Raw genomic sequence first — 25339 nt, 5'->3', positions numbered from 1 at the left:
AACTGACTCATAGGTTAGCTTCAACCTTTCCAGTCATGAACTCAGACCAAAGTTGTTCCCAGCGCCCCTTACTCTGGATCAGTGCTCTTGTTGTCAAAAGCACTTCCGCTCCTGTTGCTTTCCACCTCATTCCAGAACCACATAATCGTTGCTTTACCAGAGTCTTACAAGCCGCTTCAGTAACTCCTGAACCTATTGGCCAATGGCGTTTAAGCGCCTGATGATAATTCATTAACTGGTGATTGTTTGTAAAATAGCTCACAGCTTTGTAGCGCTTCTCTGTCAGTGCGATTGTCTTTTTCGGGAGCTCGGCTGATTCAATTTCCTGAAGGATTTTTTTGGCTGCTCCACGCTTGTTTTTCAAACTATGTAGCCTGTCTTCAAGCCACTGGTGTCGCTTCGCCTTACTGGTTGGAAACAGTGCTTCCGCTGCTCCAGCTAAATATTCAGATGCATGATAAAAATCGAGTATCTGCCCAGAGGTATGTTGTTTCAAATAACTCCAGTTTTCTCTAGCCCCGTCAGCTACCCCGATGTATGTGGCATTTGGGTAGAGTCGTTTTAGATCTGCAATCTCCTCGTCGAGCTTGCTCATAAAGCTTTGTTTACCATACTCTGGCGAACTGGCTGTATATATCGTGTGGAGCCTGTCTCCATCTGCAGAATATAGGCTCAATGTCCCACACATGGCTTCCCTCCAGCCTTCTTCACAAAGCAGCATGCAGGTTCCATCCAGACCAATGGCTATTGTTTCAACAGGCTCTTTTAGTGGAGGAAGGTGGTAGTGAGTGTCTTGCTGGTCTTCAATTAATGCACCTACTCTGTCCGATAAATGCTTGATATAAGAATTTGAAAGCGTCCTTTGATGGTTGGTCTCAAAATCTTCTTTTACCGCAGGCGCTGGCATCTGGCTGTATTTCCAGGCGATAGACTTGGCAAATTTGGGGGTAGCTGAACCAATAATACCGGCACGAAGATCAAGTGCTGCCAGAGTACTGCCACCTCTGACACCCTGATATACGGAGCGCTCCAAAGGTATACGACCGTATAAGGTTTCATAGTGCTTAAGAACCTTTCCTTTGTAGTTCCACTTCTGCTGATTAACGACGATAGGTTCTTTATTGGGTGATTCAAATAGCCCCAATAACTCTTTTGTTCCAAGCTGCCCGGCTTCATTGAGTGCACGCTGTAAACTATCTTCAAGATTCAGCATGTTGCCTGAATCTATAGAAACTTCAATTTGCAAAACGATGCTTTTGGTAGAGCTGGAAATAACAGAAGCGGGCATGACAGTTAACTATTATGAGTGGTGTTCCCATAGTAGCTGTGAAAATAGAGCACTATTGTTTCAATCATTCAGAGAGAGCACCCCCAACGAATCCGGTACAGGCATTTGCTGAAGGCAATATTCTTCAGATTCTCTTTATGGCCATTGTCACCGGTATCGCGGTGAAGAAGCTTGAAAACCATGAGACACACAGTGTCAGTAATGCTTTTGCACTGGCAAACAGCGTGATGATGAAACTGATCACCATGGTGATGAGCATGGCGCCTCTCGGTGTTCTGTTCCTGACCGCCAAGCTGGGTGCAACCCTGGATGCTGGCAGTATTGTCAGTGTGATGGCTTATGTCCTGACTGCTCTGGCGGTGATGGCGGTGTGGCTGTTTATCTTCTACCCCTTGGTTGTTGGCATTACCACGGGTATCAGTCCACTGCAGTTTATTCGTCAGACCCGTGAACAGATGATGTTCTCTCTCTCCACCGCCAGTTCCAATGCGACCATTCCGGTAACATTCAGAACGCTGACGGAAAAACTGGGGGTTTCTGAGAAGGTCGCAGGATTCTCAGTACCACTGGGTGCCACCATGAATATGTCTGGTGCGGCAATCTATATGGTGGTTGCTACCATCTTTGTTGCCAACGCTTATGGTGTGGAACTGGGTAGCACTGCACTGTTTACCCTTGGCTTTACTGCATTTCTGCTGGCGATTGCTACCGGTGGTATTCCCGGTGGTGCAGTGGTAACCACGGGTGTTCTTCTGCACACACTGGGTCTGCCCGCTGAAGCTCTCGGTATTATCATTGCCACCGACCGGATTCTGGACGCCGCCTGCACCGTAACCAATGTGGTGGGTGATACCGCAGTCAGCACCATTGTTGCCAAGAGTGAAGGCCAGATTTCTGATGTTGATTCCGTAACTAATGAGAAAGCGACAGGTGAAGTTCAGTACAGCTGAATATTTCCAAATCTGAACTAAAGATAAAGCCAGAAGAGCGATAAGTGCTTCTGGCTTTTCTGCTTTATAAATGAGGCAGGATAACCTTAGATCAAACAATTGTTTGAAGATTTATCAGATCATTCTTTATACTCGAAAAAACAGTATAGGACTTTCGCATTGACAGGCAGCTGTAAAAATTGCTAGATCAGCAAAAAATAGCGGATGTCGTCGTGCGTAGAAAGATAACAAGACCTACAACAGCTGGGTGTGATTTGCCGAAATATACAGGGTTTCTATTGTGTGAGCCGAAATCAGCAACCTGTACTCGCCTTAGTGAGATCGGAGATATGTCACACCACAGCGTTAACCGTTTTCTACAACGTGAAGACTTTGCTCCCAATGACCTTTTCATGGAAGTAGCCGCAAGGCTGATTCTTGATGGGGGCACGCTATCGGTTGATGATACGGTGCTGGATAAGCCGTACAGTAACTACACGGCATTCATCGGCTATCATTACTCGGGCAAGCATCATAAAGCCGTCAAGGGCATTAATCTCATAACGCTCTATTACACCGATATCAAAGGCTATAGCCTTCCTGTCAATTTCCGTATCTATGACTCTGCGGACGGAAAGTCCAAAAATGATTATTTTCTCGAGATGCTGAAAGAAGTACTTGTATGGGGCTTACGACCTGCATTTGTTACGGGGGATTCCTGGTATAGCAGTGCCGCAAACCTGAAGACTGTGAAAAACAACGGTCTGGGTTTTATGTTTGCCGTTAAAAGCAACCGTACTGTTTCTATCCAAAAGGGTGACTACCAACAAGTGCAGAGCCTGGAGATTCCTGAAGAGGGAATAACCGTTTGGCTACGTAATTTTGGTTCTGTGCGTTTGTACCGGACGCGGCTAAAAAACGAGCTGCGCCATTACGTCGTCTACACACCCCATGCTGGATCAGAGGTATCACCACAGGTAGGCTTTAATGAACTTCACCTGCACCATTGGGCGATCGAAGAGTATCACCGGGCGCTGAAACAACTCTGCAGTATTGAGCGCTTTCAGGTGAGAGGAAAGCAGCAGGTCAGGAACCATATTTTTGCCTCTATCTTTGGGTATGCCTGCCTTCAGGCCAAGAAAGTATCTGAATCTCTCAGTAGCATCTATCGCGTTAAGAATGATGCGCTCAAGGATGCTATTTGGGACTTCATTAAGAGCTTCTCTGATGGTAAAGACTGGCTGAGACCATCTTTTATCAGAGCTGTCAATGCGTAAGTTCTACAGTAATAAAAAGAAGAAGTATAAGGACATAGAAATGGATTTTAACCGATCATTGCTAAGTATCGCCATTGCTGCAGTAACTGCTTTCTCTTTTCCCAGTGGAGCAGTAGCCCAGTGTTCAGGATCCCCTACCTCTGAAGGCGGTGACATCGTCATCAGTGTTGAGGGTGAAACCTGTGGCGCGGTCAGTGTTGATGCTTCTCCCGATCTAGAAGGCAATGGTCGTGTTGGTAATATCACCGTCGAAGGTACTATTGATACCAGTGGTGATGATGCAGCACTTTATATTAATGCTGTTGGAGAGTTTGATGGTAATGAACCAAGTGTCGGAAATATTATTAATAGTGGCACCATCAGATCAGCTGAGGAAGGAATTCAGGTTGGTGATTACTCTCAGGCAGCAACCGGTATTATCGGTAATATAACCAATGCGGGTGAAATTTACTCAGTTCGGGAAGGTATTGATGTAACCCTCGATGATAATGGTCAGGTTGGTACCATTGAAAACCAGAATAAAATCGAGTCCAGCGAAAGATTTAGCCTCTTTGTCGGCACCTATGGCAATAGCTCAGTTCAAAATGTAATTAATTCCGGAACGATAAAGAGTGGTGACGATGATGATGCTTTTAAGGTCTATGCCAGGGAGAACAGTACAGTTGGCAATGTCATCAACAGTGGAAGTATTCAGTCAGGCTACTGGGGGCTGGTGGTTCAGACCAACAACCTGAGATATGAAGATGGCACCTATGATATGGGTAATGCGCTGGTTGGTGATGTCACCAATTCAGGGACGATCAGTGCTGAGGAAGACGCTTTATATGTCTTTGCCAATAGAGGGACCATTGGCGACGTTGTCAATTCTGGAACTCTGATTTCTCAAGATGATTATGGACTCTATATTCGAACCTTTGAAGAAGGCACCATTGGTACGGTGACCAATAGCGGCTCAATTACATCGGTGAACGATGATGCTGTTCGATTTGAAGGTCTGTCTCATACCTTTGTCAACACCGGAACCATTACCGGACTGACCAGCTTCATGGGAGGTGAGCACACGTTTATTCTGGAAGGCGGTCTTGTTGATGGCAATGTAGAGGGGGCTTCGGAAATCCGAGTTACCGGCACAGCTGAATTAACGGGCAATATTTTCGGAATACAGCCTTATTACAGCAACATTAATGGCGTTAATTACGCCAGGTTTGATTCAGAAGTGGAGTATGCTGATTTTCTTGAAAAAGCCGCTGCCAGTGCCATCACCATTACCGATACCGGTCGTTTGCAGGTTGGGATTAAAGGTGATGTTGTATTTGAGGTTGATTTAGTCCAACAGGGCGAGCTGGCTGTTCTCCTCGATGGAGAAAATAATCTTCAAAATGGTAATCCAACCGCCAGGTTGACGCTTCAGTCCCAGACGGTTCTTGTTGGTGAGGAAGGAAATGCTCAACAGCAAACAGTGACTACCCCTGAGGCTGAGTTTGCTGATGGGGCTTCTATTCTTGTCACACCGGACTATAAAGGTGACTTTGCCTATGGCGATACGGAGCAATACCGTGTTCTGAGCGCAACAGGAATTACCGGTATCCCGGCAGTGTCTTCTGCATCTATTCTATACACCGTCGATGATGCCTCGGTGGTGGAGGGTCAGCATGTGGATGTCACGGTTTCAACCACTGACCTCTCGGCCGTGGTTGCAGACAATAGCAGTGATGCTCTGGTAAATCAGGTTGCCGGTTTTCTGGAAAGCTATCTTGGAAGCCTTGATCAACAGACCGCCGCTGGCTTTATTGACAGTGAGCAGCTGCTCAGCATTTCTGATGCAGATGGTTTAATTGATTATCTCCAGCAGCAGTATCCCAGCGGCGATACGGCTGCCCTGGCCGCCATTGCCGCTGCTGCAGAACAGATGCAGGGCGAAGTGTTTAACAACTTGCTCTCACGACTTGCCAGCCTTCGTGACGGTGGTCGTTCCGGTGTGTCATCCGGTGATGTGCTGGAGCAGGGGGCTGTCTGGTTGAAAGCCATCGGTGCAGAAGCGGATCAAGGTAGCCAGAGCAGTAATGGCACCCGTTACAATGGCTATAAAAGCCGATTGAAAGGGATCAGTTTTGGTGGTGATACCGATCTCACTGATACCTACACGCTGGGGGCTTCTTTCAGTTATGCCGAGGCGGATGTCAATGTTAAGGATACCTCCGCCAGTAGCGATATTGAAAGCTATCAACTCAGTGTATACAGCAACTTGCAGAATCATGACTGGTTTCTTGATTCCATAGTCAATGTTGGTTTCAACCGGACTGAGAGTGTCAGTTATGACGGCAGTGTCAAAGGTACTTCCGACTACAGCAGCAAACAGTTAGGCCTGCTGGCAACGGGTGGTAAGGAGTTCTGGTACAACAATAATGACACATTGGTTGAGCCTCGAGTCAGCCTTGAGTATAGCCATCTGAGAACAGAGGATTATTCTCAAAGCTACAGTGATGGATCACCTTCAACACAGGTGTCATCGGATAACATCAATGTTCTGGAGCTTGGGGCTGGTGTTCGTTTCAGCCATCTGCTGGAACTGGGTCGTGGTATCCTGCTGCCGGAAGCAAGCTTGATGGTATACCACGACTTTGTTGGCGATGCCGTGAATGCCGATGTCACTGCCGAGGTGTTCAATCAGACCCTTACATTACGGACCATTGGTGTAGCCCCTGAGAAAACATCCTATAAAGCAAGCCTGGGCGTGGATTACTGGATGGATAACAATCTGAGCTTCCTGCTTAACTATGAGCATCGATGGGCAACAGGGTTTAAGTCTGACAGTCTACAGGCTCAGGTGCGTTACGACTTTTGATCACAGCACTATTTCTAATATTGCTCTGCCAGTTATTGAAATAATAGTGATTGGGTAAAGCCATATCACTATTATTCTGCCGACTGTTGCGGTAGTGGCGGATAACCTAAAGCATCCATATACTCCATTGCTTTTCTGGGGTTTACTACACCATGACCCCAGGTTTCATTTAACTCATTGATTCCTTTCTTGTCTGCTGTTATGAAAATGATTTGAGCGATTTCTGGAGGTGGCATTTCGGGAGCACGGGTAAGAATCATGTTTGCCACTGCTGTTACATAGGCGGTAGACATGCTGGTTCCATAATGCCCGCCAGCCTCATAGGGAGCGGCCACGGTTCGCTCTTTCAGGTAGCCTGCTGGTTTGTTGGTTGTTCCATTCCCCAGGTCACTGATGACATTGATAAAATAGTCATTTACTCCTAAATCCATTGCGGCCAGAGCGTGTTGTGGACATGCCATGTAGTATTTCTGGTAATTGGAAATTGGCTGCCCAAAGAAGAACGCAGCCAGCCTCTGATAGTCAGAGCCGATATGGCGATTGATGATTGCCGCTTCTTCTGTGCAGTGATTGGTATCATTTCCTGCTGCCGTAATAAGAAGAGGGGGGTTAACTGCTTTTTTATAAAAAGGTTTGAGGTGCGTTCTTGCTGATACAAAACTACTGTGTGTAAAACTCTGATTAATAATAGCAACTCTGTCTTTTTCTTCATCAAATTTTAACACACGTTCTCTTTTTAGTGGTCTCACCTTTTTTTCAGGGTTGCTAAACAAATTAGTGATGCTTGATTTAAAATTTAGCCAAATCCATGTTAACAAAGTCTTGTCTGTTTCCTCTGCGCTCTCAGGCTCTGTATCATAGTATTCGTCTGGGTTTTCAGGGATGTTCAAGTGATGGCTTAAGTCCAGTTTAAGATCCATTTCCCAGGAGCGAAGCTCTGGATGGGTGGGTATAAGCTCAGGATGATATTTACCCTTAATTATATTTGTAACCAGTTCACCATGAGAGAGCTCAGCATCTGCAAGCCTCAAGGAGAATTGATCACGAATGAGAATTATATTTCGCTTGAGGTCGGTTGGTGGTGGATTTGGAGTGTTATGATCATTGGCAGAAATGCTGTTATTTATGAGCAGTATTGCTACGGCTAAAAGTATTTTTCTCATGACAAATATGATAAATGTGATTTATTAAGTTCCTCAATCATAGACAATCTAATTTTTGTGAAGTTCGTTTGAAATCGGTCAAATGATAGATTGTGTGTTCTTTGTAGTGAAGTTTGGAAAATTTATAGGAAAGTTATTTTGTAGGTTCTATTACAGTTCTGTTTATTGTTTTGCGGTCGTTTCTCTAATCAGAACAATGGCTTCCTTCGTTGGAGCCATTGTTTGATAATGGATTTATACAGCGATATTTACAGTTGTCCAGCCCCCTGAGAAGCACGACAAACATAGATATCAGCAACAAGGCCATTGGAGTACTCAGGATAGTGCTCATGAACCGCCTGTTTGACAGCATCCACTTTTTCTTCCGGAATCAGTGCAACGACACAGCCTCCAAATCCACCACCGGTCATTCTGACCCCACCTTCACTGCCAATGACGGCTTTAACAATGTCAACAATGCCGTCAATGGCTGGAACAGTAATCTCAAAATCATCCCGCATGGAAATATGGGATTCAGCCATTAACCGCCCCATGGCTTTCAGGTCTCCCCTGGCCAGTGCTTCGGCAGCTGCCAGAGTGCGATCATTTTCAGTCACAACATGTCGGGCCCGGCGATAGGTGAGTTCATCCAGCTCACTCTGGCTGGCTTCCAGCTGATCCAGAGTAATGTCTCGCAGAGCCTTAACGCCAAAATGCTGAGCTGCCGCTTCACACTGTGCCCGGCGAGTGTTGTATTCACTGTCCACCAGGCCGCGTTTTACATTAGAGTTGATAATCACAACTGCGGCAGTTTGGGGGATTGATACCAGACGCGTATCCAGTGACCGGCAGTCCAGCAGCATGGCATGACCTTCCTTACCACAGGCTGAAATCATCTGGTCCATGATGCCGCACTTGCAGCCAACAAACTCGTTCTCTGCTTTCTGGCCTATCAGGGCCAGTTCTTTCAGACTGACATCCAGCCCGGACATTCGGGTCAGTGTCAGGCCCGTAACCACTTCCAGGCAGGCGGATGAACTGAGACCTGCACCCTGGGGAACATTACCAATAATGGCAATGTTGACACCCTTGAGACTCATGCCTTTTTCCATCAATACAGTGGCGACACCACGAACGTAGTTGCTCCAGAAGGCTTCTTCGCTATGAGAAACCGGTAAGGAAAGCTCAAACTCGGATACCTGTCCGTCGTAACTGTGAGCAGTAGCCACGACTTTCTGATCACCTCTTGGAGAAGTAGCAATCATTGCCTGGTAGTCAATGGCGCAGGGCAGCACGAAACCATCGTTGTAGTCGGTGTGCTCACCAATCAGGTTGACCCGGCCTGGTGCCTGAAAATAGTGAGTTGGCTGATGACCAAAGGTTTTCTCGAACAGTTCAGTCAGGGTTTGTTGCTGGTTCATCATACTTTCCATAACTCTTTTCAAAATTGGGATCAATCTTAAAGATTCTCTGCAGGCTCAGCGCTGTTTTCCAGATAGTGCACATCGGGCAGTTCGCGCAGACGGGCGGCAGCCTGCTCAGCGGTGAGATCACGCTGAGTTTCTGCCAGCATTTCAAAACCCACCATAAACTTGCGAACGGTTGCTGACCTCAGCAGTGGTGGATAGAAATGAGCGTGCAGTTGCCAGTGGCGGTCATCTGTACCTGCCTCACCCTGATGGCAGGGCGCACCGTGCCAGCCCATGGAGTAGGGGAATGAGGTCTGGAACAGGTTGTCGTACTTGGTCGTCAGCTTTTTCAGAATGTTGGCCAGAGCATCGCGTTCCACTTCTGTCAGATCGGGCATGCGCAGTACGTGGCGTTTGGGCAGCAGGAGCGTTTCAAATGGCCAGGCAGCCCAATAAGGAGCTACGGCAATCCAGTGGTCGTTTTCAACAACTGTACGTTCACCGGACTCTGATTCTCGCAGTGCATACTCAACCAGCAGGTTGACGCCTTTGTCGCTTAGCCATTGGCGTTGGTTGTCGTCTTCTTTGCGTGCTTCGTTGGGGAGAAAACTGCTGGCCCAGATCTGGCCATGAGGATGAGGGTTGGAACAGCCCATCACGGCCCCTTTATTTTCAAACAGCTGCACCCAGGGGTAAGTCTGTCCCAGTTCAATAACCTGTTCTGCCCAGGTATCCACAACCTTGCGGATTTCCTGCTCGGACAACTGCGGGAGGGTTTTGCTGTGATCCGGTGAAAAGCAGATAACCCGCGCTGCCCCTCGGGCAGGGCTGCTCTGGAAAAGGTCTGATTCGCTGATTGCATCCGGGGTATCTGTCAGCAGTGCCGGGAAATCATTGGGGAAAACATAAGGGGCGGTATAGTCAGGGTTATGGTCACCGGTAATACGGTCATTTCCCGGGCAGAGAAAGCACTCAGGATCGTGAACCGGGCGAAAGTCTGGAGCTGTTTTCTCCACCTGTCCCTGCCATGGGCGCTTGGCACGATGGGGAGATACCAGTACCCAGTCGCCAATCAGTGGGTTGAATCGACGGTGTGGATGGTCAACAGGATTAAATGGTGTCATTGGTTTGCCTTTATTCGCTGCCCGCCTCCCGCTACCCGTTAAAGATAAGGCGGTCTTTTACGGGAAACGGGTAGCGGTTTTATTAATTAAATCCGTTCGGGTTTTCTGACTGCCAGCGCCAGGTATCTATCGTCATATCTTCAACAGTGCGGGTGGCTTTCCAGCCCAGCTTTTGCTCTGCATAGGCAGGATCGGCATAGCACTGGGCAATATCACCGGGGCGGCGTGGCTGGATTTTATGAGGCAGCGCTTTGCCACAGGCTTTTTCAAAGGCATGAAGCATATCCAGTACACTGCTGCCTTTGCCGGTACCCAGGTTGTAGGTGTGAACACCTTGATCGGCCCAATGGGTTCGCAATGCTGCAAGATGGCCAAGGGCCAGATCGACAACATGGATGTAGTCGCGCACACCGGTACCATCGTGGGTAGCGTAGTCATTGCCAAATACGTTGAGTTGCTCCAGCTTGCCCACGGCAACCTGGGCAATATAAGGCATCAGGTTGTTAGGAATACCGCTTGGGTCTTCACCAATCAGGCCGGATTCGTGGGCACCAACCGGGTTGAAGTAGCGCAGAATGCTGAAATTCCAGCGATCATTGGACGCTGCCGTATCACGAAGGATCTCTTCCACCATGAACTTGCTGCGGCCATAGGGGTTTGTGACCTGTCCAACCGGGAAGTCTTCCTTGATCGGTACTTCATGTGGGTCGCCGTACACGGTTGCAGAAGAGCTGAAGACCAGATGATGTACGCCAAACTCTTCCATGATTTCCAGGAGTTTTACCGTACCGCTGACATTGTTATCAAAATAAGCCAGGGGTATCCGGGTAGACTCACCCACTGCTTTTAGCCCGGCAAAGTGAATCACCGCTTCAATGGAGTGCCTTTCGAATACGGCACGAAGGGCTTCTTTATCGCGTATATCGATAGGATAAAAAGCGGGTTGTATACCCGTCAGGCTTTCCACACGGTGCAGGGAGGTCTCATGGCTGTTGCACAGGTTATCAACGACGACGACGTCATAACCGGCATTCAGTAATTCCAGGCAAGTGTGGCTGCCAATGTAGCCAGCACCTCCGGTGATCAGGATGCTCATTGTCTACCTCGTTCAGGCAGTGTTTCTACCTGTTGAATAATCTCTTGTGGTCATTTTAGAAACAGGTTGCAGTAGGTTTCTTTTACGGTTTTTTCTCTGTTTTTCCCGAAAACAAAGATTTATGCGATGGCAACAGGTATCATGATGAGGCTTTTTGATAAGGGTCAATATTTGTGAGCAGTCAGCAGCTGTTGTCTGTCGGGCAACCTGTCAGGAAAAAAAACTGTGGAACCGAAGGTGTGGTACCCATGCCTGGATCAATTTCCGATATTCAGGGGGACATCTTTTATATCGAAAACCGGGCACCTTATATTATGGACAGTGGTCATGTTCATGGCCATGTTGAGTTGAACTATCTGTTGGGGTGCTCTGCTACTTATATTGTTAATGGGCGGGAGCAGCGTATTCCTGAAAACCGGCTGGCCATCTTCTGGGCCAACATGCCGCATCGGCTGGTGGCTCTTGAGGAAAGAAGCCAGGGGGAAGGCATGCTCTATAACCTCTATATCCCTTTACCCGAGTTTCTTCAGTGGCCATTAACAGAACAACTCAGGCAGGAGGTAATGACAGGCTCTATTGCCCTGGCAAAACCGGATCATGACTATCTGGTCATGAGACTGGGCCGATGGTATGAGGATTTTCAGAGCGAACATCCGGAATTGAAGGAGATTATTCTGGGTGAGCTTTCGCTGCTGTTAAAAAGAATCAGTTTTCAGGGGTGGGATCACCCGGAGAGTTTTTCATCCGGAGATCATATTGAGGAATCACCGGCAGAAACGGATCAAGCTTCCAGTAATCCGGGGAGTGGTCGGTTGAAAGGTGTACACCATGTTTCCACCATGATTCACTTTATGGGGGAAAACCTGCACCGGCCTATTTCAACGGCAGATGTTGCTACTCATCTTGGTTTGCACAAAAATTATACGACCAACCTTTTTACCAGTGTGATGGGCGTATCCATTAAACAATATCTGCAGTTTCAGCGCCTGCAGAAAGCTCAGCTGCTGCTTATGGACAGTGAACGACCCATTGCCGACATTGGTTACGCCTGTGGTTTTAGTTCTCTCAGTCGTTTTTATGAGGCTTTTCAGCGGTACTTTGGTATGCCGCCGGGGCAATTCCGAAAGAAGCTTCTTTGAATAGAATATTGTAATAGTACTGAAAATTCTGATCTAACGATGAGTAATTTTTTTACGAAAACAGTCTGAAAACTATTTCAACAGTGTGGTTTGAAATGGACTCCGTATTTGTTACTCAAACAGATAATGCTATCAAAGAGCAGTTAGCTGATCGTGATCTTTAGTGATATTCGCATACATCATGCATCATTTTGCAAGTGCTGGATTAGTCCTATAAGGTTGATTTTCTGAAATTAGGAGAAAAATGCCTATTAAAATAATGGGTAAAATTTTATCTGTTTTCAGCGATGTTTTGGATGACTGATCTTAATACTCGCTTACCTTCAAAATATACCGTCAGTTGTTGTTCTGGGTAATACCACCGAGTGATTGGTGGTTCACCGATAGTTTCAGTCTGGCTCGCGTTACCCAGCATTTTTCTGACTTCATCCATGCTCTGACCATGCTCCGGCAGAGACAGAGATTGACGCATCTGCTGAGACTGACTACCGACGGGAACTTTAATAATGCCATTAGAGTGTAAGGTTTCCGGTCTATGGCTATTGGCTGAAATTTCAGCAGCAAGAGGCATACTCAAAGCTATCAGGGTGGCCGATAAAAAGTTTAACAGTGTTCTTGTTCTGGTCATTTATGCGCTCAGCCTTGTTTGTTTATTGAGTCTTGGTACAGCGTTGTATTTAGTGCTGAATGTATTTTTATCAATAAACGATTGTTCAAAATTAGCCTACTCTATCCCACACTGGATTGAACTGAAATGGTTCGGGTAACTATTTTGCCATTATGCTGGGCTGTAGGTAGAAATAGATGCAAAGTGCAGGAAAATTCAAAGGGATTTATTCTGCTTTATGGCATAATGACAATCTTGTCCTTACTGACTCTTTTGAAAAGAGTAGCAAAGTCCACCCCTTACATGCCGATGGCACAAGGGGGGGGGCAGAACTGGCAGAATAAATGTTTAGACCATTACCTTTTTTTATAGGTTTGCGCTATACCCGCGCAAAGCGAAGGAATCACTTTATATCCTTCATCTCTGGGACATCCATGGTGGGACTGACGCTGGGTGTTTCTGTCCTGATTATTGTGTTGTCGGTGATGAATGGCTTTGACCGGGAGCTCAAACAACGGGTGTTGGGGATGGTTCCTCATGCGACGATTACTGCTGCTGGTGGTGGTATTGATGACTGGGAGGAACTGGTAAATACCATTCCGGAGAAAGATGGTATCGAAGCGGCTGCGCCTTTTGTTGATGCTCAGGGTATGTTGACCAATGGTGACCAGGTGCGTGGAACACTCGTTTACGGCATTGATCCTGAGCATGAGAAAAAAGTCTCGATTATTTCCGACCATATGACGCAAGGGGGGCTGGAAGACCTTCAAGCTGGAGAGTTTGGCATTCTGCTCGGTGAAATTCTTGCTAATTATCTGGGGGTGTCCGTTGGCGATAAGGTAACCATGGTTCTGCCTGAAGCCAGTGTAAACCTTGCCGGTGTTTTGCCGCGCCTTAAACGCTTCACCGTTGTTGGTACTTTCTCTGTTGGTGCCGATGTGGATGGCAACCTGGCTTACGCTCACCGTGAAGACCTGGCACGTTTTCTACGAGTTCCTGAAGGGGTGACTGGTATTCGTTTGAAAATGGACGATCTTTTTGCTGCACCTAAACTGGCCTGGGATGTAGCGGTTACTCTGCCCGGACGTTACTACGTTCAGGATTGGACTCGAACCCATGGGCGCCTGTTTCAGGCAATTCAGATGGAAAAGACGATGGTAGGGCTTTTACTGACGCTAATTGTTGCCGTTGCTGCTTTTAACATCGTATCTACGTTAGTGATGGTGGTGACAGATAAGCAAGGAGATATCGCTATTCTCAGAACGTTTGGTGCCAGCCCAAAAATGATTATGGGCATTTTTATGGTGCAGGGGTCTTTGATTGGTGTAATTGGCACAATTCTGGGGGTTCTTTTGGGAATTATTGGTGCGTTGAATGTTTCCGACATTGTCAGTGCCCTGGAGACGTTGCTTGGTGTTCACTTTCTGAGCCCCGATGTTTATTTCATCAGTTATCTACCCTCAGAGTTAATGTGGCAGGATATCGTTGTGATCAGTGTATCCGGTTTGCTTATGAGTTTCCTTGCGACCCTTTATCCGGCATGGCGTGCTTCAAGAACTCAGCCAGCAGAGGCTCTGCGCTATGAATAATTCAGAAACACGGAAAGTACTTGAATGCCGGAAAATTACCAAAGAATTTTCAGAAGGTCCTGAAAAGCTTAACGTACTGAAAGGAGTTAACCTTCAGGTTATGCCTTCAGAAAGAGTGGCTATTGTTGGCTCATCGGGCTCCGGTAAAACGACACTGCTGCAACTATTGGCAGGCTTGGATCGTCCCTCCAGTGGTGAAGTGCTTCTTTGTGGCCATCAGTTGATGAATGTATCTGAGCATCAGCAGGGCGAGCTGCGTAATCGTCATCTTGGCTTTGTTTACCAGTTCCATCATTTGCTGCCAGAGTTCACTGCTCTGGAAAATGTGGCGATGCCACTGCTACTTCGTAGAGAAGTATCCGTACACCAGGCCAGAGTCAGGGCTGAAAAGATGTTAGGTATGGTAGGGTTGTCAAAAAGAGCCAGTCATAAGCCCGCAGAGCTTTCCGGTGGTGAACGACAGAGGGTAGCTATTGCCAGAGCATTGGTCGCCAAACCCGACCTTGTTCTGATGGATGAGCCAACAGGTAATCTGGATCCTCATACAGCGGGTAAGATTCATGAACTGATGGAATCTCTTAGTAAGAAGCTGACGACCAGCTTTATTGTGGTAACCCATGATATGGACTTTGCCCGACAAATGGATCGGGCATTACGTCTTGAAGACGGCTATCTTGCACCAGCGGTATAAAAAAAGCCCTCAGTAGAGGGCTTTTTTTATTACTCAGATGACTATTACTTGTCACCACCTTTTTTCTCTTCATGAATGACATATACTTTAAACGCTCTGCTTTCTTCTTCTGGCCCATCGTAGCCATCTCCGCCTTTGAACTTGCTTTCTGGCCAGACAAAATCGGTTGAGCTGAAGATATTCTTCGAGGAGTCTGCAATGTAATACGCGTTATCACCTCCAGTGACACGCTCTTCTGCCGCAATGGCTGATGCGGCACTGATAGCTAAGCCTGCAATAATTGTCATTGTGGTGGCTATTCTCATGATCATGCTCAGTCCTTTGATGTTTTTCCTGTCTAACTTTTATCGTCCAATACTATTTATACATTAAAAAATAACATTATTGCATCAAGTGCGGAGTGACAAATCCTGTCTTCTTTTTCGGTGAAAAGCGATGTTAACGTTGTCTGGTGAGAGGAGCTTATTTCTTAATTGGGCTGGTAAATACTTTTTGATTTGCAGATGTTTCAAATTGGTTTATTTCTAATCAGAGTTATTCATTAGTTGATTGTCTTATTGTAGCAAAAGTTTACATTTTGTTGGATTGTGAACTATTGCTTCCGGTGTGTGAAAATCGCCTGAAAATCACGGCGTCACGTCGTTTCTTTCAGGCGATTTTGATATCGGTTGGTGCCTCAGGGAGTTTCCTGAAGGTATTGGCTGGGGTCAATGTAGAGGCCAAGGGAGCGTTTATCAATACGCTTTTCCTTTTTTTCGGTTTTGCCAACTTCCTGATACCTGAAGACAACAGTATCTCCAATATTGACATCCAGAAGCTTGTCGGCTGAGAGGTACTTGTAGTCATCACCGGCTACTGTCAGTGTGTGGATATAGTAATCCGGCATCCCCAACCAGTCGCTGTGAGGACCATCAGTGTTGACAGCTTCAAGCAGACCACGGCCTTCCAGCTTTGGCTGGCGCTTTTGAAAACTTCTTTGCATGGGGCTTTTTTCTCTAGAGAATTTTGAATAGCAGTTAGTTGAATGGATCAGGTCGAGAGCGACGTTTATTCCTCTGGCGCCAGTTGATGACAACATTCCAGCGCCAGGCCGCCCGAATCAGCAGGTAACTGATGAAACCGAGCACAACGCCAGAGACCACCGACCCTAAATAAAGAGGCTTCCAGACACGGGCAAGTCCGGCACCCAGACCCTGAACTGTGAGTTCAAAGGAAGCTTCACTTACCGGTGTCTGAAGGATAAAACAGCCAATTTTGTATGTAAAATAGAATATGGCAGGCATGGTCAGCGGGTTCGTAATCCAGACCAGTGCTACAGAAAGTGGGAGGTTGCAACGAAAGACAATGGCCAGACATGCAGCCAGAACCATTTGAAAAGGCATCGGAATAAACGCGACGAAAATACCAACAAAAAATGCGGCAGCAGCAGATCTGCGATTAAGTTGCCATAGGTTTGCATCATACAATGCAGAACCCAGAAACCGCAGATGGCGATTTTCCTTAATGGTTTTTGGTTCCGGCAAATACCTTTGAATCAGTTTTTTCGCCATATCCTTCCACTATGTTACAGCTATCGTTACATAAACTCATCATGCTCTGAGCTATGACTTTAGTTCATGGTCTGCAGAGGTTGCCAGCTTTTCAGCATGAAAATCGTTACGGGATCCTTCCAGGGGAGACAGGGTTGGTTTTACCCGACAGAAATTCATCTATGCTAGCTATTTTTCATCGGCCATAGCATGCCCGTTTTCAAAATTGAACCTTGGTCATGCCACGATGCAATGATTGTCATTCAGGGCAGGGAAAAACGATACCTTGAATGAGGTAAACCTGTGAATTATGCACTGAAACAGCAGGCAAAACTACGTGGATAACACTCACCCAACAATAAAACCGGCAACAGGATTACTGATATTTGCACTTTCCAGCGGTTTTGTTTCGTTGTTTTTTGATCTGTCTGTCCTGCTGTCAATCAGTCTGCCGCTTTTTATCCTACTACTTTGGATACTCTCTTTTGCTAATGGTTCCCGGGCTTGCTGGTGGCTCCTTCCTATTCTGGTGGGTAGTCTTACCAGTTCATTGTATGCAACGCACTATGCATTCACTCGTCTAGATAACAGTGTGCAAGGAAAAGACATTGATATTAAAGGAGAAGTCGCCAGCCTGCCGGTGATAACTGGAAAGGTTACTCGCTTTGATTTTGATGCCAGCCAGTTGGAGTCGGGTGGTCAGATAGGGAGGATAAGGCTTAGCTGGCATGGTGCTCCTGATTTGAAGGTCGGAGAGCCCTGGGCTTTAACTGTGAGGTTACGCCTGCCTCATGGTTTCTCAAGTTCAGGTGCTTTTGATTACGAGGCCTGGATATTACGTCAGGGAATACAGGCTACAGGGTACGTTAAGTCTGGCTCAATACTTAACGAGCCCATTCCATGGGGGTATTGTATTCATCAACTTAGAGAACACTTGAGACAGTGGTTGTGGTTTACGGTATCGAATGCAAACAGAGGGCTTTTTACTGCCCTTTTGCTGGGGGATAAGTCAGCAATAAGTGCTGAACAATGGAATGTCTTTAATCAGACCGGCACTACTCATTTGATGGTGATTTCTGGTCTTCATATCGGGCTTATGGCCTGGTTGGGACTTTCTCTTGCTGCCATTCTGGGGAAATTGGGAGTTATTCCCCTTCGCAGGCTGCCTCTACCCATGATAAAAGCATTGACAGGAGTGTTGTTTGCATTTTGCTATGCCTTGTTAGCTGGGTTCAGTGTGCCTGTGCAGAGAGCCCTTGTTATGACATTTGCAGCACTTTTGTCCCCATTAATGGGTATAAGAGCCTCGCCTATAACGCTTTGGTTGCTTGCTTTAGCAACGGTGCTCGCCTTTGACCCTCTTGCGATAACCAGTAATGGTTTCTGGTATTCCTTTATTGCCGTTTTGGCATTGCTTTTTGGTATGGTCGGTCGACGGGAGAAACCTGGTTGGCGGGTGAAAGTATTTAAGCCTCGTAACTATTCAGCACCCTTCATATAAATCTGGAATTTTCTGATTTTTCGACCATCATCTTATACTCAATTTTTCTAACAAATCTCCAGTATGGAACCAGACTTCCCAGCTACTCCGTTTACCGAAGCTCTCCTTAAAGAGAATGAAGAGCTTCGGACCGAGAATGCGCTTTTACGGGAACGTTGCAGCGAACTGGAAGAAAGGGTTAATAAAAACAGTCAAAACAGTAGTAAGCCACCATCGTCAGATGGTTATCAAAAGCCCAGTAAAAAAGGGAGTGATAAAGGTGATACATCTTCCAAAGAAGCCCCCTGCTCCTCACAGGAAACACCGAACCCCAAAAGCCTTAGACCATCTTCAGGCAATAAACCAGGTGGCCAGAAAGGTCATCAAGGCTCTTGTTTGAGACGTGTCGCCTTACCCGATTATGTCAGGCATCTGAAGGTTGAAAAATGTTGCTGTTGCCAGTCTTCGCTTATCGATATTAAACCCACCAAATACATTGAGCGACAGGTTTTTGATCCAGGTAGACCCGGAGAATTTGAAGTTACCGCGTACTGGGCAGACGTTAAAGTATGTCCTTGTGGTAAACGGAACACCGCTGAGTTTCCCCAAGGAGTGAAAGCCGCTGCTCAATACGGAGAAGTGACTCAGGCAATGGCTGTTCATTTAAACCAGTATCACTTCATCCCATATCACCGGGTGTCTGAGTATTTCAATACTATTTATTGCATGAGTGTCAGCGCAGGCTCTGTTGCCAATTTTGTTGCCTATACCCATGAGAACCTGGCCTCTACTGAGCAGAGTATCCGCGATGCTTTACAAGAAAGTCCGGTTGCAGGAGCGGATGAAACTGGCATGCGGGTTGACGGTTCACTGTGGTGGTTACACATTATGCGAGATGACCAATGGACGCTTTACTACCTCTCAGAAAGGCGAGGTTGTGAAGCAATGGATGCAATGGGCATCCTGCTGACTTTTGCAGGCATTCTGGTTCACGATCATTGGAAGTCCTACTTTGCCTATGCGGCAGTGCATGTGCTTTGTAATGCCCATCATCTGAGAGAGCTTCAGGGAGTTGTCGATAGGGATGCGAATAAGCTGGCTCTGCGGCTGATGAAATTGCTTACGCTCTCCTGGCACTTCTGCAAGAAATACAAAGCAGCCGGTCTGACTCAAATGCCTGGTGCAATACAGCTTCGCATTGAGACGATATACGACCAAATCCTTCAAAGGGCTCTCACGAAGGAAACCGCTTATATGGAAAAACAACGACAGGTGCTTGGACGTAAGAAGGTCAGGAATACCAAGGCCTACAACCTGTTCAAAAGGCTTATTGAGTTTAAGGTTGAAACGTTGCGCTTCATGTCGGACTTTTCAATTCCCTTCGATAACAATGGCAGTGAACGTGATGCCAGGATGGCCAAACTTAAGCAGAAGATCTCAGGCTGCTTCAGAAGCGAAGACGGAGGTACCATGTTTACCCGAATCCGAAGCTATTTATCATCTGCTAAAAAGCAGGGGTTGAACATATTTCAGGCGCTTCTTAAAGCGGTTCGAAATTACAACAATACGCCTTTGCTGGGTGCTGAATAGTTACTAAGCCTCAATGGTTGGTGTTTGTACTTTTGGCACCTTTGCTTTTGTTTAATGGTCAACCGGTATCACCAATGTCTCCCTTGGTGAATCTTCTGGCTATCCCATTGATTGGTATTGGTGTTGTTCCCTTATAGAACTTACGCATTGACAGCTCTGATAAAAGATGGTCTCAGCCAGTCTTTACCATCAGAGAAGCTCTTAATGAAGTCCCAAATAGCATCCTTGAGCGCATCATTCTTAACGCGATAGATGCTACTGAGAGATTCAGATACTTTCTTGGCCTGAAGGCAGGCATACCCAAAGATAGAGGCAAAAATATGGTTCCTGACCTGCTGCTTTCCTCTCACCTGAAAGCGCTCAATACTGCAGAGTTGTTTCAGCGCCCGGTGATACTCTTCGATCGCCCAATGGTGCAGGTGAAGTTCATTAAAGCCTACCTGTGGTGATACCTCTGATCCAGCATGGGGTGTGTAGACGACGTAATGGCGCAGCTCGTTTTTTAGCCGCGTCCGGTACAAACGCACAGAACCAAAATTACGTAGCCAAACGGTTATTCCCTCTTCAGGAATCTCCAGGCTCTGCACTTGTTGGTAGTCACCCTTTTGGATAGAAACAGTACGGTTGCTTTTAACGGCAAACATAAAACCCAGACCGTTGTTTTTCACAGTCTTCAGGTTTGCGGCACTGCTATACCAGGAATCCCCCGTAACAAATGCAGGTCGTAAGCCCCATACAAGTACTTCTTTCAGCATCTCGAGAAAATAATCATTTTTGGACTTTCCGTCCGCAGAGTCATAGATACGGAAATTGACAGGAAGGCTATAGCCTTTGATATCGGTGTAATAGAGCGTTATGAGATTAATGCCCTTGACGGCTTTATGATGCTTGCCCGAGTAATGATAGCCGATGAATGCCGTGTAGTTACTGTACGGCTTATCCAGCACCGTATCATCAACCGATAGCGTGCCCCCATCAAGAATCAGCCTTGCGGCTACTTCCATGAAAAGGTCATTGGGAGCAAAGTCTTCACGTTGTAGAAAACGGTTAACGCTGTGGTGTGACATATCTCCGATCTCACTAAGGCGAGTACAGGTTGCTGATTTCGGCTCACACAATAGAAACCCTGTATATTTCGGCAAATCACACCCAGCTGTTGTAGGTCTTGTTATCTTTCTACGCACGACGACATCCGCTATTTTTTGCTGATCTAGCAATTTTTACAGCTGCCTGTCAATGCGAAAGTCCTACCTTATTATTATGCGCTGCTTTTTTACAGTTTGTACTACCAGATGTAGCCGGTTTTATTATTGCCGGGCTTGATTATCTGGTCACATGGGGGCAGTGGGGGTTGCAGTGGGTGTCTGGTTTGATGGTATCTATTCCAGCACGGCAGTCACTCTCCTGGCCAGCACTGTTTCTGGCGGTTACAGGTATGTTACTGCTGATCTCACCTGCGCCTCTGGGTTTGCGCTGGCTTGCTCCTGTGATGCTGGTGCCTTCATTTTTTATGGAGCCGTTTTCAGTGCCGGTCGGCCAGGCTGAAGTGACGGTTCTTGATGTTGGGCAGGGGTTGGCCGTGTTAATAAGAACGCACCAGCACTTAATGATTTACGATACCGGTGATCGTTTTTCGGAAAGGATGTCCGCAGCACAGAGCGTTATCCTTCCTGCACTGTCTAAATCCGGCGTGACCAAAATCGATCGTATAATGATTTCTCACGGTGATCAGGACCATTCAGGTGGTTTGCCATCGCTGCTGTCCAGATATCCGGATGTACCGGTTATCAGTGGTACCAAACTGCCTGAGTTTGAAGGAACTTGGGTTAAGTGCCAGCCAGGGGATCATTGGGATTGGGATGGTGTTCATTTTCAGGTACTGGCCGGTGGGGATTATAAGCGCAGTAATGATGCCTCCTGTGTACTGAAAGTGACAGTGGGGACAGACAGTCTTTTACTGCCAGGAGACATTAGTGGGCGAGTTGAGAAACGATTAATTGAGGAGGGTGTTGAGCTGAAATCCAGCGTTTTGGTGGCGGCTCACCATGGTAGCCGGTTTTCCAGTGACCCTGGTTTCCTCTCTGCTGTTCAGCCTGAAGTGATTATTTTTTCTTCTGGCTTTGCCAATCGGTTTGGTCATCCGGCATCTGAAACGGTTACACGAGCTCAGGAAGTAGGTGCTCAAATCTTTAATACGGCAGCTGATGGCTCACTGTCTTTTACGCTGGGTAATGGTAATACAACGGTTTCTGCATACCGTAAAACGCACTCCCGCTACTGGTGGCGCTAACCCTTTCTCAAAGCGATCAGTTACTGCTTAAATGGTGCCAATCTCTGTGATACAGTCATGCTAATAACCTTGGGAGCTGGCATACCTGATCAGATGAGTCCAGCTACCATGAATTTGTCATTGTAAGGGAAGATTATTGTGTTCGAACTGGTGAAATCCGGTGGTTGGCTGATGGTGCCTATCCTGTTGTCTTCGGTCATTGCCATGGCAATCATCTTCGAGCGGCTCTGGACATTGAGACCCTCACGTATTGCACCAAAAAATACCCTTTCACAAGTCTGGAAGTGGATCAAAAGTAATGGTCTGGATAATAAAAAACTGGATCAGTTGAAAGCCGGGTCTCCACTGGGTGAGATTCTGGCTGCAGGCCTGGCAAATGCGCGCAGTGGCCGGGAAATTATGAAGGAGAGTATTGAAGAGCAGGCTGGCAAGGTGATCCATGACCTGGAACGCTATCTTAATACTCTGGGTACTATCGCAGCAATTGCTCCACTGCTGGGCTTACTGGGAACCGTCATCGGGATGATTGATGTCTTTACTGTGCTGATGGTTGAAGGTACCGGAAATGCCGGTGTTCTTGCTGGCGGGATTTCCAAAGCGCTTATTACCACCGCGGCCGGTCTTACCGTGGCTATCCCGGCTCTGATCTTTCACCGTTATTTTACCCGCCGAATAGATGAGCTGGTGGTTGCGATGGAGCAGGATGCGATCAAGCTGGTTGAAGTACTGCAGGGTGATCGTAAAGGATCTCCATCCGCTCAGGGCAGTGAGGCCAGGAGATAATGAATTTCCGACGACAGAGAAATCAGGAGGAGGTGTCGATTAATCTGACACCTCTGATCGATGTGGTTTTCCTGCTGCTGATTTTCTTTATGGTCTCGACCACCTTCACCAAGGAAACGCATCTGGCTATTGATTTGCCGGAATCTTCCGGAGAGGTTTTGCAGCAGCAGCCGAAGCAGATTGAGATCACTATCAGTAAGTCTGGAGACTTTGCGGTTGATGGCCAGGGGCTGGTCAATGGTCAACTGGATACGCTCAAACGGGCTCTGGGCAAAGTCAGTCAGGGGGACAGTAAGGTACCCCTGATTATTACGGCTGATGCCAAGACGCCATATCAGGCGGTAGTTACGGCAATGGACGCGGCTGGGCAGCTGGGTTTTATCAACCTGAGCATGACAACACGAAAAGATACCGAGTCTGATCAGTGACGCTCTGGCAGCGATTCAGCCAGTCAGTCACAGACTCCTGGTATTGCCCTTCTGGTGGCTGGACTCGCCACCTGAAGCCACTCAGTAGGTTATTTTCCTTTCTGGCTGAGAGAAGAAAGCAGCGACTTCTGCAGTCATCACGCTGGTCGCCGCCTGTGCCTGTCATTGTGGTAGGGAATATCTCCGTGGGAGGGACGGGGAAAACCCCTCTGGTTGCCGCCCTTGTGCGGGAATTTCAGAGAAGGGGGTACCGGCCGGGGATCATCAGTCGTGGATTTGGTGCACAAACTGGAGAGGCGTCCATATCAGTTACACCCGACTCAGACCCTGCCATAGTAGGCGATGAGCCGGTTATGCTTGCCCGGCAGCTTAATGTCCCTTTGATTGTCGATGTTGACCGTGTAAAGGCCGCCCAGTTTCTCTGTGATCAGACAGACTGCAATCTCATCATCGCAGATGATGGGTTGCAGCACTATAATCTGCAACGGCATGTAGAGGTATTGGTTCTGGATGGTGACCGGTTGCTTGGTAACAGGCTTTGCCTGCCCGCCGGCCCTCTTCGGGAGCCACCGGAAAGAATGAACCAGGTGGATATGATTCTGGTCAATACCAATAATGCTTCCATATCAGCAAAGGCTGAGGAAGTAGAAAGTGCGTTGGGGCGGAAAGGACTGTACTATTTTTCCCTTGAACCCTCGGCGTCGGTCAGTGTGACGGGTATTTCGAAACGGATTCCCGATATAACCAGGGTTCATGGGGTCGCAGGAATTGGTAATCCGGAGCGTTTTTTTAATACACTGCGCTCGCTGGGATACGATGTTATCGGGCATCCTTTTCCGGATCACCATTCATTTGTACCGGAAGACATTTGTTTTAACGATGATCTTCCGGTCATTATGACGGCTAAGGATGCCGTTAAATGCGGTGACTTTGCGGATGATAGGCACTGGTATCTGCCGGTGACGACCTGTGTATCGGACTCATGTATTGAGCAGCTGATGGAAATGATTGAAGCTCGTAAGCCTGTATCTTATGTCAACAGAACCTAGGGCTTATAGCTGAGGAAAAATGATGGATAAGACTCTGTTTGAAATTCTGGCCTGTCCACTGTGTAAAGGGGAAGTGCGTCCAAATAAAGAGCGTCAGGAGCTGGTTTGCAGACCCTGTGGTCTTGCTTATCCTGTTCGTGATGGTATTCCTGTCATGCTCGAAGGTGAGGCGCGCACATTGACCGTTGATGAACGTTTGGATGAGGCGTCCTGATGGCACAAGGCTTCTTACCGGCTGGTAGCTCAGACTTTACCGTTGTTATTCCTGCCCGTTTTGCTTCCAGTCGCTTACCGGGCAAACCGCTGGCTGATATTGCTGGTAAACCTATGGTTCAGCATGTCTATGAGCGGGCGCTGGCCAGTGATGCCCGCCGGGTCATCATCGCTACGGATGATGAGCGAATTCTTAAGGTAGCTGAAGGTTTTGGTGCCGAGGTGTGCATGACGTTGCCAGGTCACCCTTCCGGCACTGACCGGTTACAGGAAGTGGCCAGAATTCATGAGCTGAAGGATGATGAAATCATTGTCAATGTGCAGGGTGATGAACCTCTGATCCCTCCGTCTGTCATCAATCAGGTGGCCAGAAATCTGCAGGTATCAACTGAGGCAGGGGCAGCTACGTTATCCAGCCCGCTGACTCAGCTGGAGCAGATTTTTGATCCCAATATTGTCAAAGTGGTGGCTGATGCCAGAGGGTATGCACTTTATTTCAGCCGTGCCCCCATTCCCTGGGCGCGGGATGATTTTGCGACGGAAGAAAGGAAAGTGGCAGCAGATGCCTGCTTTCAGCGCCATATAGGTATCTATGCCTATCGTGTTGGACTTCTGAACCACTATGTAACCTGGGGTGTCAGCCCAATTGAGAAAATGGAGTCTCTCGAGCAGCTTCGACTTATGTGGAATGGCTATCGGATTCATGTGGCTGAAGCGGTTGAAACCCCTCCTCATGGTGTCGATACGGAACAGGACCTGCTGGCAGTTCGTGCATTGCTTGAGAGAGGGCAGCTAGTAGACAGCCTTGAGCCCGATGAAAAAACGGTCAGAGCATAAAAAT

The 25339-nt window shown here is 47.3% G+C and carries 25 protein-coding genes; 15 read left to right on the top strand and 10 right to left on the bottom strand.

Features of this window, described 5'->3' with window-relative positions; translation table 11 throughout:
* Positions 1-7: 7 nt before the first annotated feature.
* The gene (locus ACOCLE_RS10480; protein WP_419532972.1) at positions 8-1288 is read right to left on the bottom strand and encodes an ISKra4 family transposase; all 1281 of its coding nucleotides are present in this window, start codon (positions 1286-1288) and stop codon (positions 8-10) included.
* Positions 1289-1302: 14 nt separating this feature from the next.
* On the opposite strand from ACOCLE_RS10480, the gene ACOCLE_RS10475 reads away from it, so the two are divergent.
* The 3 genes from ACOCLE_RS10475 to ACOCLE_RS10465 all read left to right on the top strand — a co-directional run bounded on the left by ACOCLE_RS10475 (position 1303) and on the right by ACOCLE_RS10465 (position 6339).
* On the top strand, positions 1303-2238 hold the full coding sequence (locus tag ACOCLE_RS10475) for a dicarboxylate/amino acid:cation symporter (RefSeq protein ID WP_419536650.1): 936 nt from the start codon (positions 1303-1305) through the stop codon (positions 2236-2238).
* Between the two features lie 212 nt (positions 2239-2450).
* Positions 2451-3494, top strand: coding sequence for a transposase (locus tag ACOCLE_RS10470; protein ID WP_419533005.1), 1044 nt, complete (start codon positions 2451-2453; stop codon positions 3492-3494).
* 40 nt (positions 3495-3534) lie between these two features.
* Positions 3535-6339 (top strand): autotransporter domain-containing protein, encoded by a 2805-nt coding sequence (locus ACOCLE_RS10465; protein ID WP_419536649.1) that lies wholly within the window; start codon positions 3535-3537, stop codon positions 6337-6339.
* A gap of 71 nt (positions 6340-6410) precedes the next feature.
* Here the strand turns inward: ACOCLE_RS10465 and ACOCLE_RS10460 are convergent, their stop codons facing one another.
* From ACOCLE_RS10460 to galE, 4 genes are all read right to left on the bottom strand, one after another.
* The gene (locus tag ACOCLE_RS10460) at positions 6411-7502 is read right to left on the bottom strand and encodes a S8 family serine peptidase (RefSeq protein WP_419536648.1); all 1092 of its coding nucleotides are present in this window, start codon (positions 7500-7502) and stop codon (positions 6411-6413) included.
* A gap of 248 nt (positions 7503-7750) precedes the next feature.
* Entirely contained in the window at positions 7751-8905 is a 1155-nt protein-coding gene (gene galK / locus ACOCLE_RS10455; RefSeq protein ID WP_419536647.1) for a galactokinase, read from the bottom strand.
* Positions 8906-8940: 35 nt separating this feature from the next.
* Complete coding sequence (locus ACOCLE_RS10450; RefSeq protein ID WP_419536646.1) at positions 8941-10014, bottom strand: UDP-glucose--hexose-1-phosphate uridylyltransferase; 1074 nt, start codon at positions 10012-10014, stop codon at positions 8941-8943.
* Between the two features lie 82 nt (positions 10015-10096).
* Positions 10097-11110, bottom strand: coding sequence for a UDP-glucose 4-epimerase GalE (gene galE, locus ACOCLE_RS10445; RefSeq protein ID WP_419536645.1), 1014 nt, complete (start codon positions 11108-11110; stop codon positions 10097-10099).
* Between the two features lie 248 nt (positions 11111-11358).
* On the opposite strand from galE, the gene ACOCLE_RS10440 reads away from it, so the two are divergent.
* On the top strand, positions 11359-12249 hold the full coding sequence (locus tag ACOCLE_RS10440) for a helix-turn-helix domain-containing protein (protein ID WP_419536644.1): 891 nt from the start codon (positions 11359-11361) through the stop codon (positions 12247-12249).
* A 271-nt stretch (positions 12250-12520) separates the two neighbouring features.
* Here the strand turns inward: ACOCLE_RS10440 and ACOCLE_RS10435 are convergent, their stop codons facing one another.
* Complete coding sequence (locus ACOCLE_RS10435; protein WP_419536643.1) at positions 12521-12820, bottom strand: hypothetical protein; 300 nt, start codon at positions 12818-12820, stop codon at positions 12521-12523.
* Between the two features lie 380 nt (positions 12821-13200).
* Here ACOCLE_RS10435 and ACOCLE_RS10430 point away from each other — a divergent pair, with 380 nt between their 5' ends.
* Positions 13201-14445 carry a lipoprotein-releasing ABC transporter permease subunit gene (locus ACOCLE_RS10430; protein ID WP_419536642.1) on the top strand — a complete coding sequence of 415 codons (1245 nt, stop codon included), beginning with the start codon at positions 13201-13203 and terminating at the stop codon, positions 14443-14445.
* On the top strand, positions 14438-15136 hold the full coding sequence (lolD, locus tag ACOCLE_RS10425) for a lipoprotein-releasing ABC transporter ATP-binding protein LolD (protein ID WP_419536641.1): 699 nt from the start codon (positions 14438-14440) through the stop codon (positions 15134-15136). The genes ACOCLE_RS10430 and lolD overlap by 8 nt, the downstream gene beginning before the upstream one ends.
* Positions 15137-15180: 44 nt before the next feature.
* On the opposite strand, the gene ACOCLE_RS10420 is transcribed toward lolD, so the two are convergent.
* The 3 genes from ACOCLE_RS10420 to ACOCLE_RS10410 form a co-directional block, all read right to left on the bottom strand.
* Positions 15181-15441, bottom strand: a complete 261-nt coding sequence (locus ACOCLE_RS10420) for a hypothetical protein (protein ID WP_419536640.1) — start codon at positions 15439-15441, stop codon at positions 15181-15183.
* 371 nt (positions 15442-15812) lie between these two features.
* Positions 15813-16118 carry a hypothetical protein gene (locus ACOCLE_RS10415; RefSeq protein WP_419536639.1) on the bottom strand — a complete coding sequence of 102 codons (306 nt, stop codon included), beginning with the start codon at positions 16116-16118 and terminating at the stop codon, positions 15813-15815.
* A 34-nt stretch (positions 16119-16152) separates the two neighbouring features.
* Positions 16153-16686 carry a DUF2062 domain-containing protein gene (locus ACOCLE_RS10410; RefSeq protein WP_419536638.1) on the bottom strand — a complete coding sequence of 178 codons (534 nt, stop codon included), beginning with the start codon at positions 16684-16686 and terminating at the stop codon, positions 16153-16155.
* A gap of 316 nt (positions 16687-17002) precedes the next feature.
* On the opposite strand from ACOCLE_RS10410, the gene ACOCLE_RS10405 reads away from it, so the two are divergent.
* The 3 genes from ACOCLE_RS10405 to ACOCLE_RS10395 all read left to right on the top strand — a co-directional run bounded on the left by ACOCLE_RS10405 (position 17003) and on the right by ACOCLE_RS10395 (position 19872).
* Positions 17003-18166, top strand: a complete 1164-nt coding sequence (locus ACOCLE_RS10405) for a ComEC/Rec2 family competence protein (protein WP_419536637.1) — start codon at positions 17003-17005, stop codon at positions 18164-18166.
* 63 nt (positions 18167-18229) lie between these two features.
* Positions 18230-19735, top strand: a complete 1506-nt coding sequence (tnpC, locus tag ACOCLE_RS10400) for an IS66 family transposase (protein ID WP_419532963.1) — start codon at positions 18230-18232, stop codon at positions 19733-19735.
* Positions 19736-19755: 20 nt separating this feature from the next.
* Positions 19756-19872, top strand: coding sequence for a ComEC/Rec2 family competence protein (locus tag ACOCLE_RS10395; RefSeq protein WP_419536636.1), 117 nt, complete (start codon positions 19756-19758; stop codon positions 19870-19872).
* A gap of 3 nt (positions 19873-19875) precedes the next feature.
* Here the strand turns inward: ACOCLE_RS10395 and ACOCLE_RS10390 are convergent, their stop codons facing one another.
* Positions 19876-20919: a transposase gene (locus ACOCLE_RS10390; protein ID WP_419533005.1), complete on the bottom strand. Its 1044-nt coding sequence runs from the start codon at positions 20917-20919 to the stop codon at positions 19876-19878.
* A gap of 188 nt (positions 20920-21107) precedes the next feature.
* Between ACOCLE_RS10390 and ACOCLE_RS10385 the strand changes: the two genes are divergently transcribed.
* The 6 genes from ACOCLE_RS10385 (at position 21108) to kdsB (ending at position 25335) form a co-directional block, all read left to right on the top strand.
* Positions 21108-22025, top strand: coding sequence for a ComEC/Rec2 family competence protein (locus ACOCLE_RS10385; RefSeq protein WP_419536635.1), 918 nt, complete (start codon positions 21108-21110; stop codon positions 22023-22025).
* 138 nt (positions 22026-22163) lie between these two features.
* Positions 22164-22808: a MotA/TolQ/ExbB proton channel family protein gene (locus ACOCLE_RS10380; RefSeq protein WP_419536634.1), complete on the top strand. Its 645-nt coding sequence runs from the start codon at positions 22164-22166 to the stop codon at positions 22806-22808.
* On the top strand, positions 22808-23236 hold the full coding sequence (locus ACOCLE_RS10375) for an ExbD/TolR family protein (RefSeq protein ID WP_419536633.1): 429 nt from the start codon (positions 22808-22810) through the stop codon (positions 23234-23236). The genes ACOCLE_RS10380 and ACOCLE_RS10375 overlap by 1 nt, the downstream gene beginning before the upstream one ends.
* On the top strand, positions 23233-24285 hold the full coding sequence (gene lpxK, locus ACOCLE_RS10370) for a tetraacyldisaccharide 4'-kinase (protein WP_419536632.1): 1053 nt from the start codon (positions 23233-23235) through the stop codon (positions 24283-24285). The genes ACOCLE_RS10375 and lpxK overlap by 4 nt, the downstream gene beginning before the upstream one ends.
* A 22-nt stretch (positions 24286-24307) precedes the next feature.
* A complete protein-coding gene (locus ACOCLE_RS10365) occupies positions 24308-24499 on the top strand; it encodes a Trm112 family protein (RefSeq protein WP_066015636.1) in 192 nt (63 codons plus the stop codon).
* Entirely contained in the window at positions 24499-25335 is an 837-nt protein-coding gene (gene kdsB, locus ACOCLE_RS10360; RefSeq protein WP_419536631.1) for a 3-deoxy-manno-octulosonate cytidylyltransferase, read from the top strand. The genes ACOCLE_RS10365 and kdsB overlap by 1 nt, the downstream gene beginning before the upstream one ends.
* Positions 25336-25339 lie beyond the last annotated feature (4 nt).

Origin of the sequence: Endozoicomonas sp. (assembly GCF_965196975.1) — a bacterium.
Taxonomy (GTDB): Bacteria; Pseudomonadota; Gammaproteobacteria; order Pseudomonadales; family Endozoicomonadaceae; genus Endozoicomonas.
This window is presented reverse-complemented; position numbering and strand designations above follow the sequence as displayed.

Coding starts and splice junctions, on each gene's coding strand:
- ACOCLE_RS10480 (WP_419532972.1), bottom strand. CDS start 1,288: ATGCCCGCTTCTGTTATTTCCAGCTCTACCAAAAGCATCGTTTTGCAA.
- ACOCLE_RS10475 (WP_419536650.1), top strand. CDS start 1,303: ATGAGTGGTGTTCCCATAGTAGCTGTGAAAATAGAGCACTATTGTTTC.
- ACOCLE_RS10465 (WP_419536649.1), top strand. CDS start 3,535: ATGGATTTTAACCGATCATTGCTAAGTATCGCCATTGCTGCAGTAACT.
- ACOCLE_RS10460 (WP_419536648.1), bottom strand. CDS start 7,502: ATGAGAAAAATACTTTTAGCCGTAGCAATACTGCTCATAAATAACAGC.
- galK (WP_419536647.1), bottom strand. CDS start 8,905: ATGATGAACCAGCAACAAACCCTGACTGAACTGTTCGAGAAAACCTTT.
- ACOCLE_RS10450 (WP_419536646.1), bottom strand. CDS start 10,014: ATGACACCATTTAATCCTGTTGACCATCCACACCGTCGATTCAACCCA.
- galE (WP_419536645.1), bottom strand. CDS start 11,110: ATGAGCATCCTGATCACCGGAGGTGCTGGCTACATTGGCAGCCACACT.
- ACOCLE_RS10440 (WP_419536644.1), top strand. CDS start 11,359: ATGCCTGGATCAATTTCCGATATTCAGGGGGACATCTTTTATATCGAA.
- ACOCLE_RS10435 (WP_419536643.1), bottom strand. CDS start 12,820: ATGCCTCTTGCTGCTGAAATTTCAGCCAATAGCCATAGACCGGAAACC.
- ACOCLE_RS10430 (WP_419536642.1), top strand. CDS start 13,201: ATGTTTAGACCATTACCTTTTTTTATAGGTTTGCGCTATACCCGCGCA.
- lolD (WP_419536641.1), top strand. CDS start 14,438: ATGAATAATTCAGAAACACGGAAAGTACTTGAATGCCGGAAAATTACC.
- ACOCLE_RS10420 (WP_419536640.1), bottom strand. CDS start 15,441: ATGAGAATAGCCACCACAATGACAATTATTGCAGGCTTAGCTATCAGT.
- ACOCLE_RS10415 (WP_419536639.1), bottom strand. CDS start 16,118: ATGCAAAGAAGTTTTCAAAAGCGCCAGCCAAAGCTGGAAGGCCGTGGT.
- ACOCLE_RS10410 (WP_419536638.1), bottom strand. CDS start 16,686: ATGGCGAAAAAACTGATTCAAAGGTATTTGCCGGAACCAAAAACCATT.
- tnpC (WP_419532963.1), top strand. CDS start 18,230: ATGGAACCAGACTTCCCAGCTACTCCGTTTACCGAAGCTCTCCTTAAA.
- ACOCLE_RS10385 (WP_419536635.1), top strand. CDS start 21,108: ATGGTATCTATTCCAGCACGGCAGTCACTCTCCTGGCCAGCACTGTTT.
- ACOCLE_RS10375 (WP_419536633.1), top strand. CDS start 22,808: ATGAATTTCCGACGACAGAGAAATCAGGAGGAGGTGTCGATTAATCTG.
- ACOCLE_RS10365 (WP_066015636.1), top strand. CDS start 24,308: ATGGATAAGACTCTGTTTGAAATTCTGGCCTGTCCACTGTGTAAAGGG.
- kdsB (WP_419536631.1), top strand. CDS start 24,499: ATGGCACAAGGCTTCTTACCGGCTGGTAGCTCAGACTTTACCGTTGTT.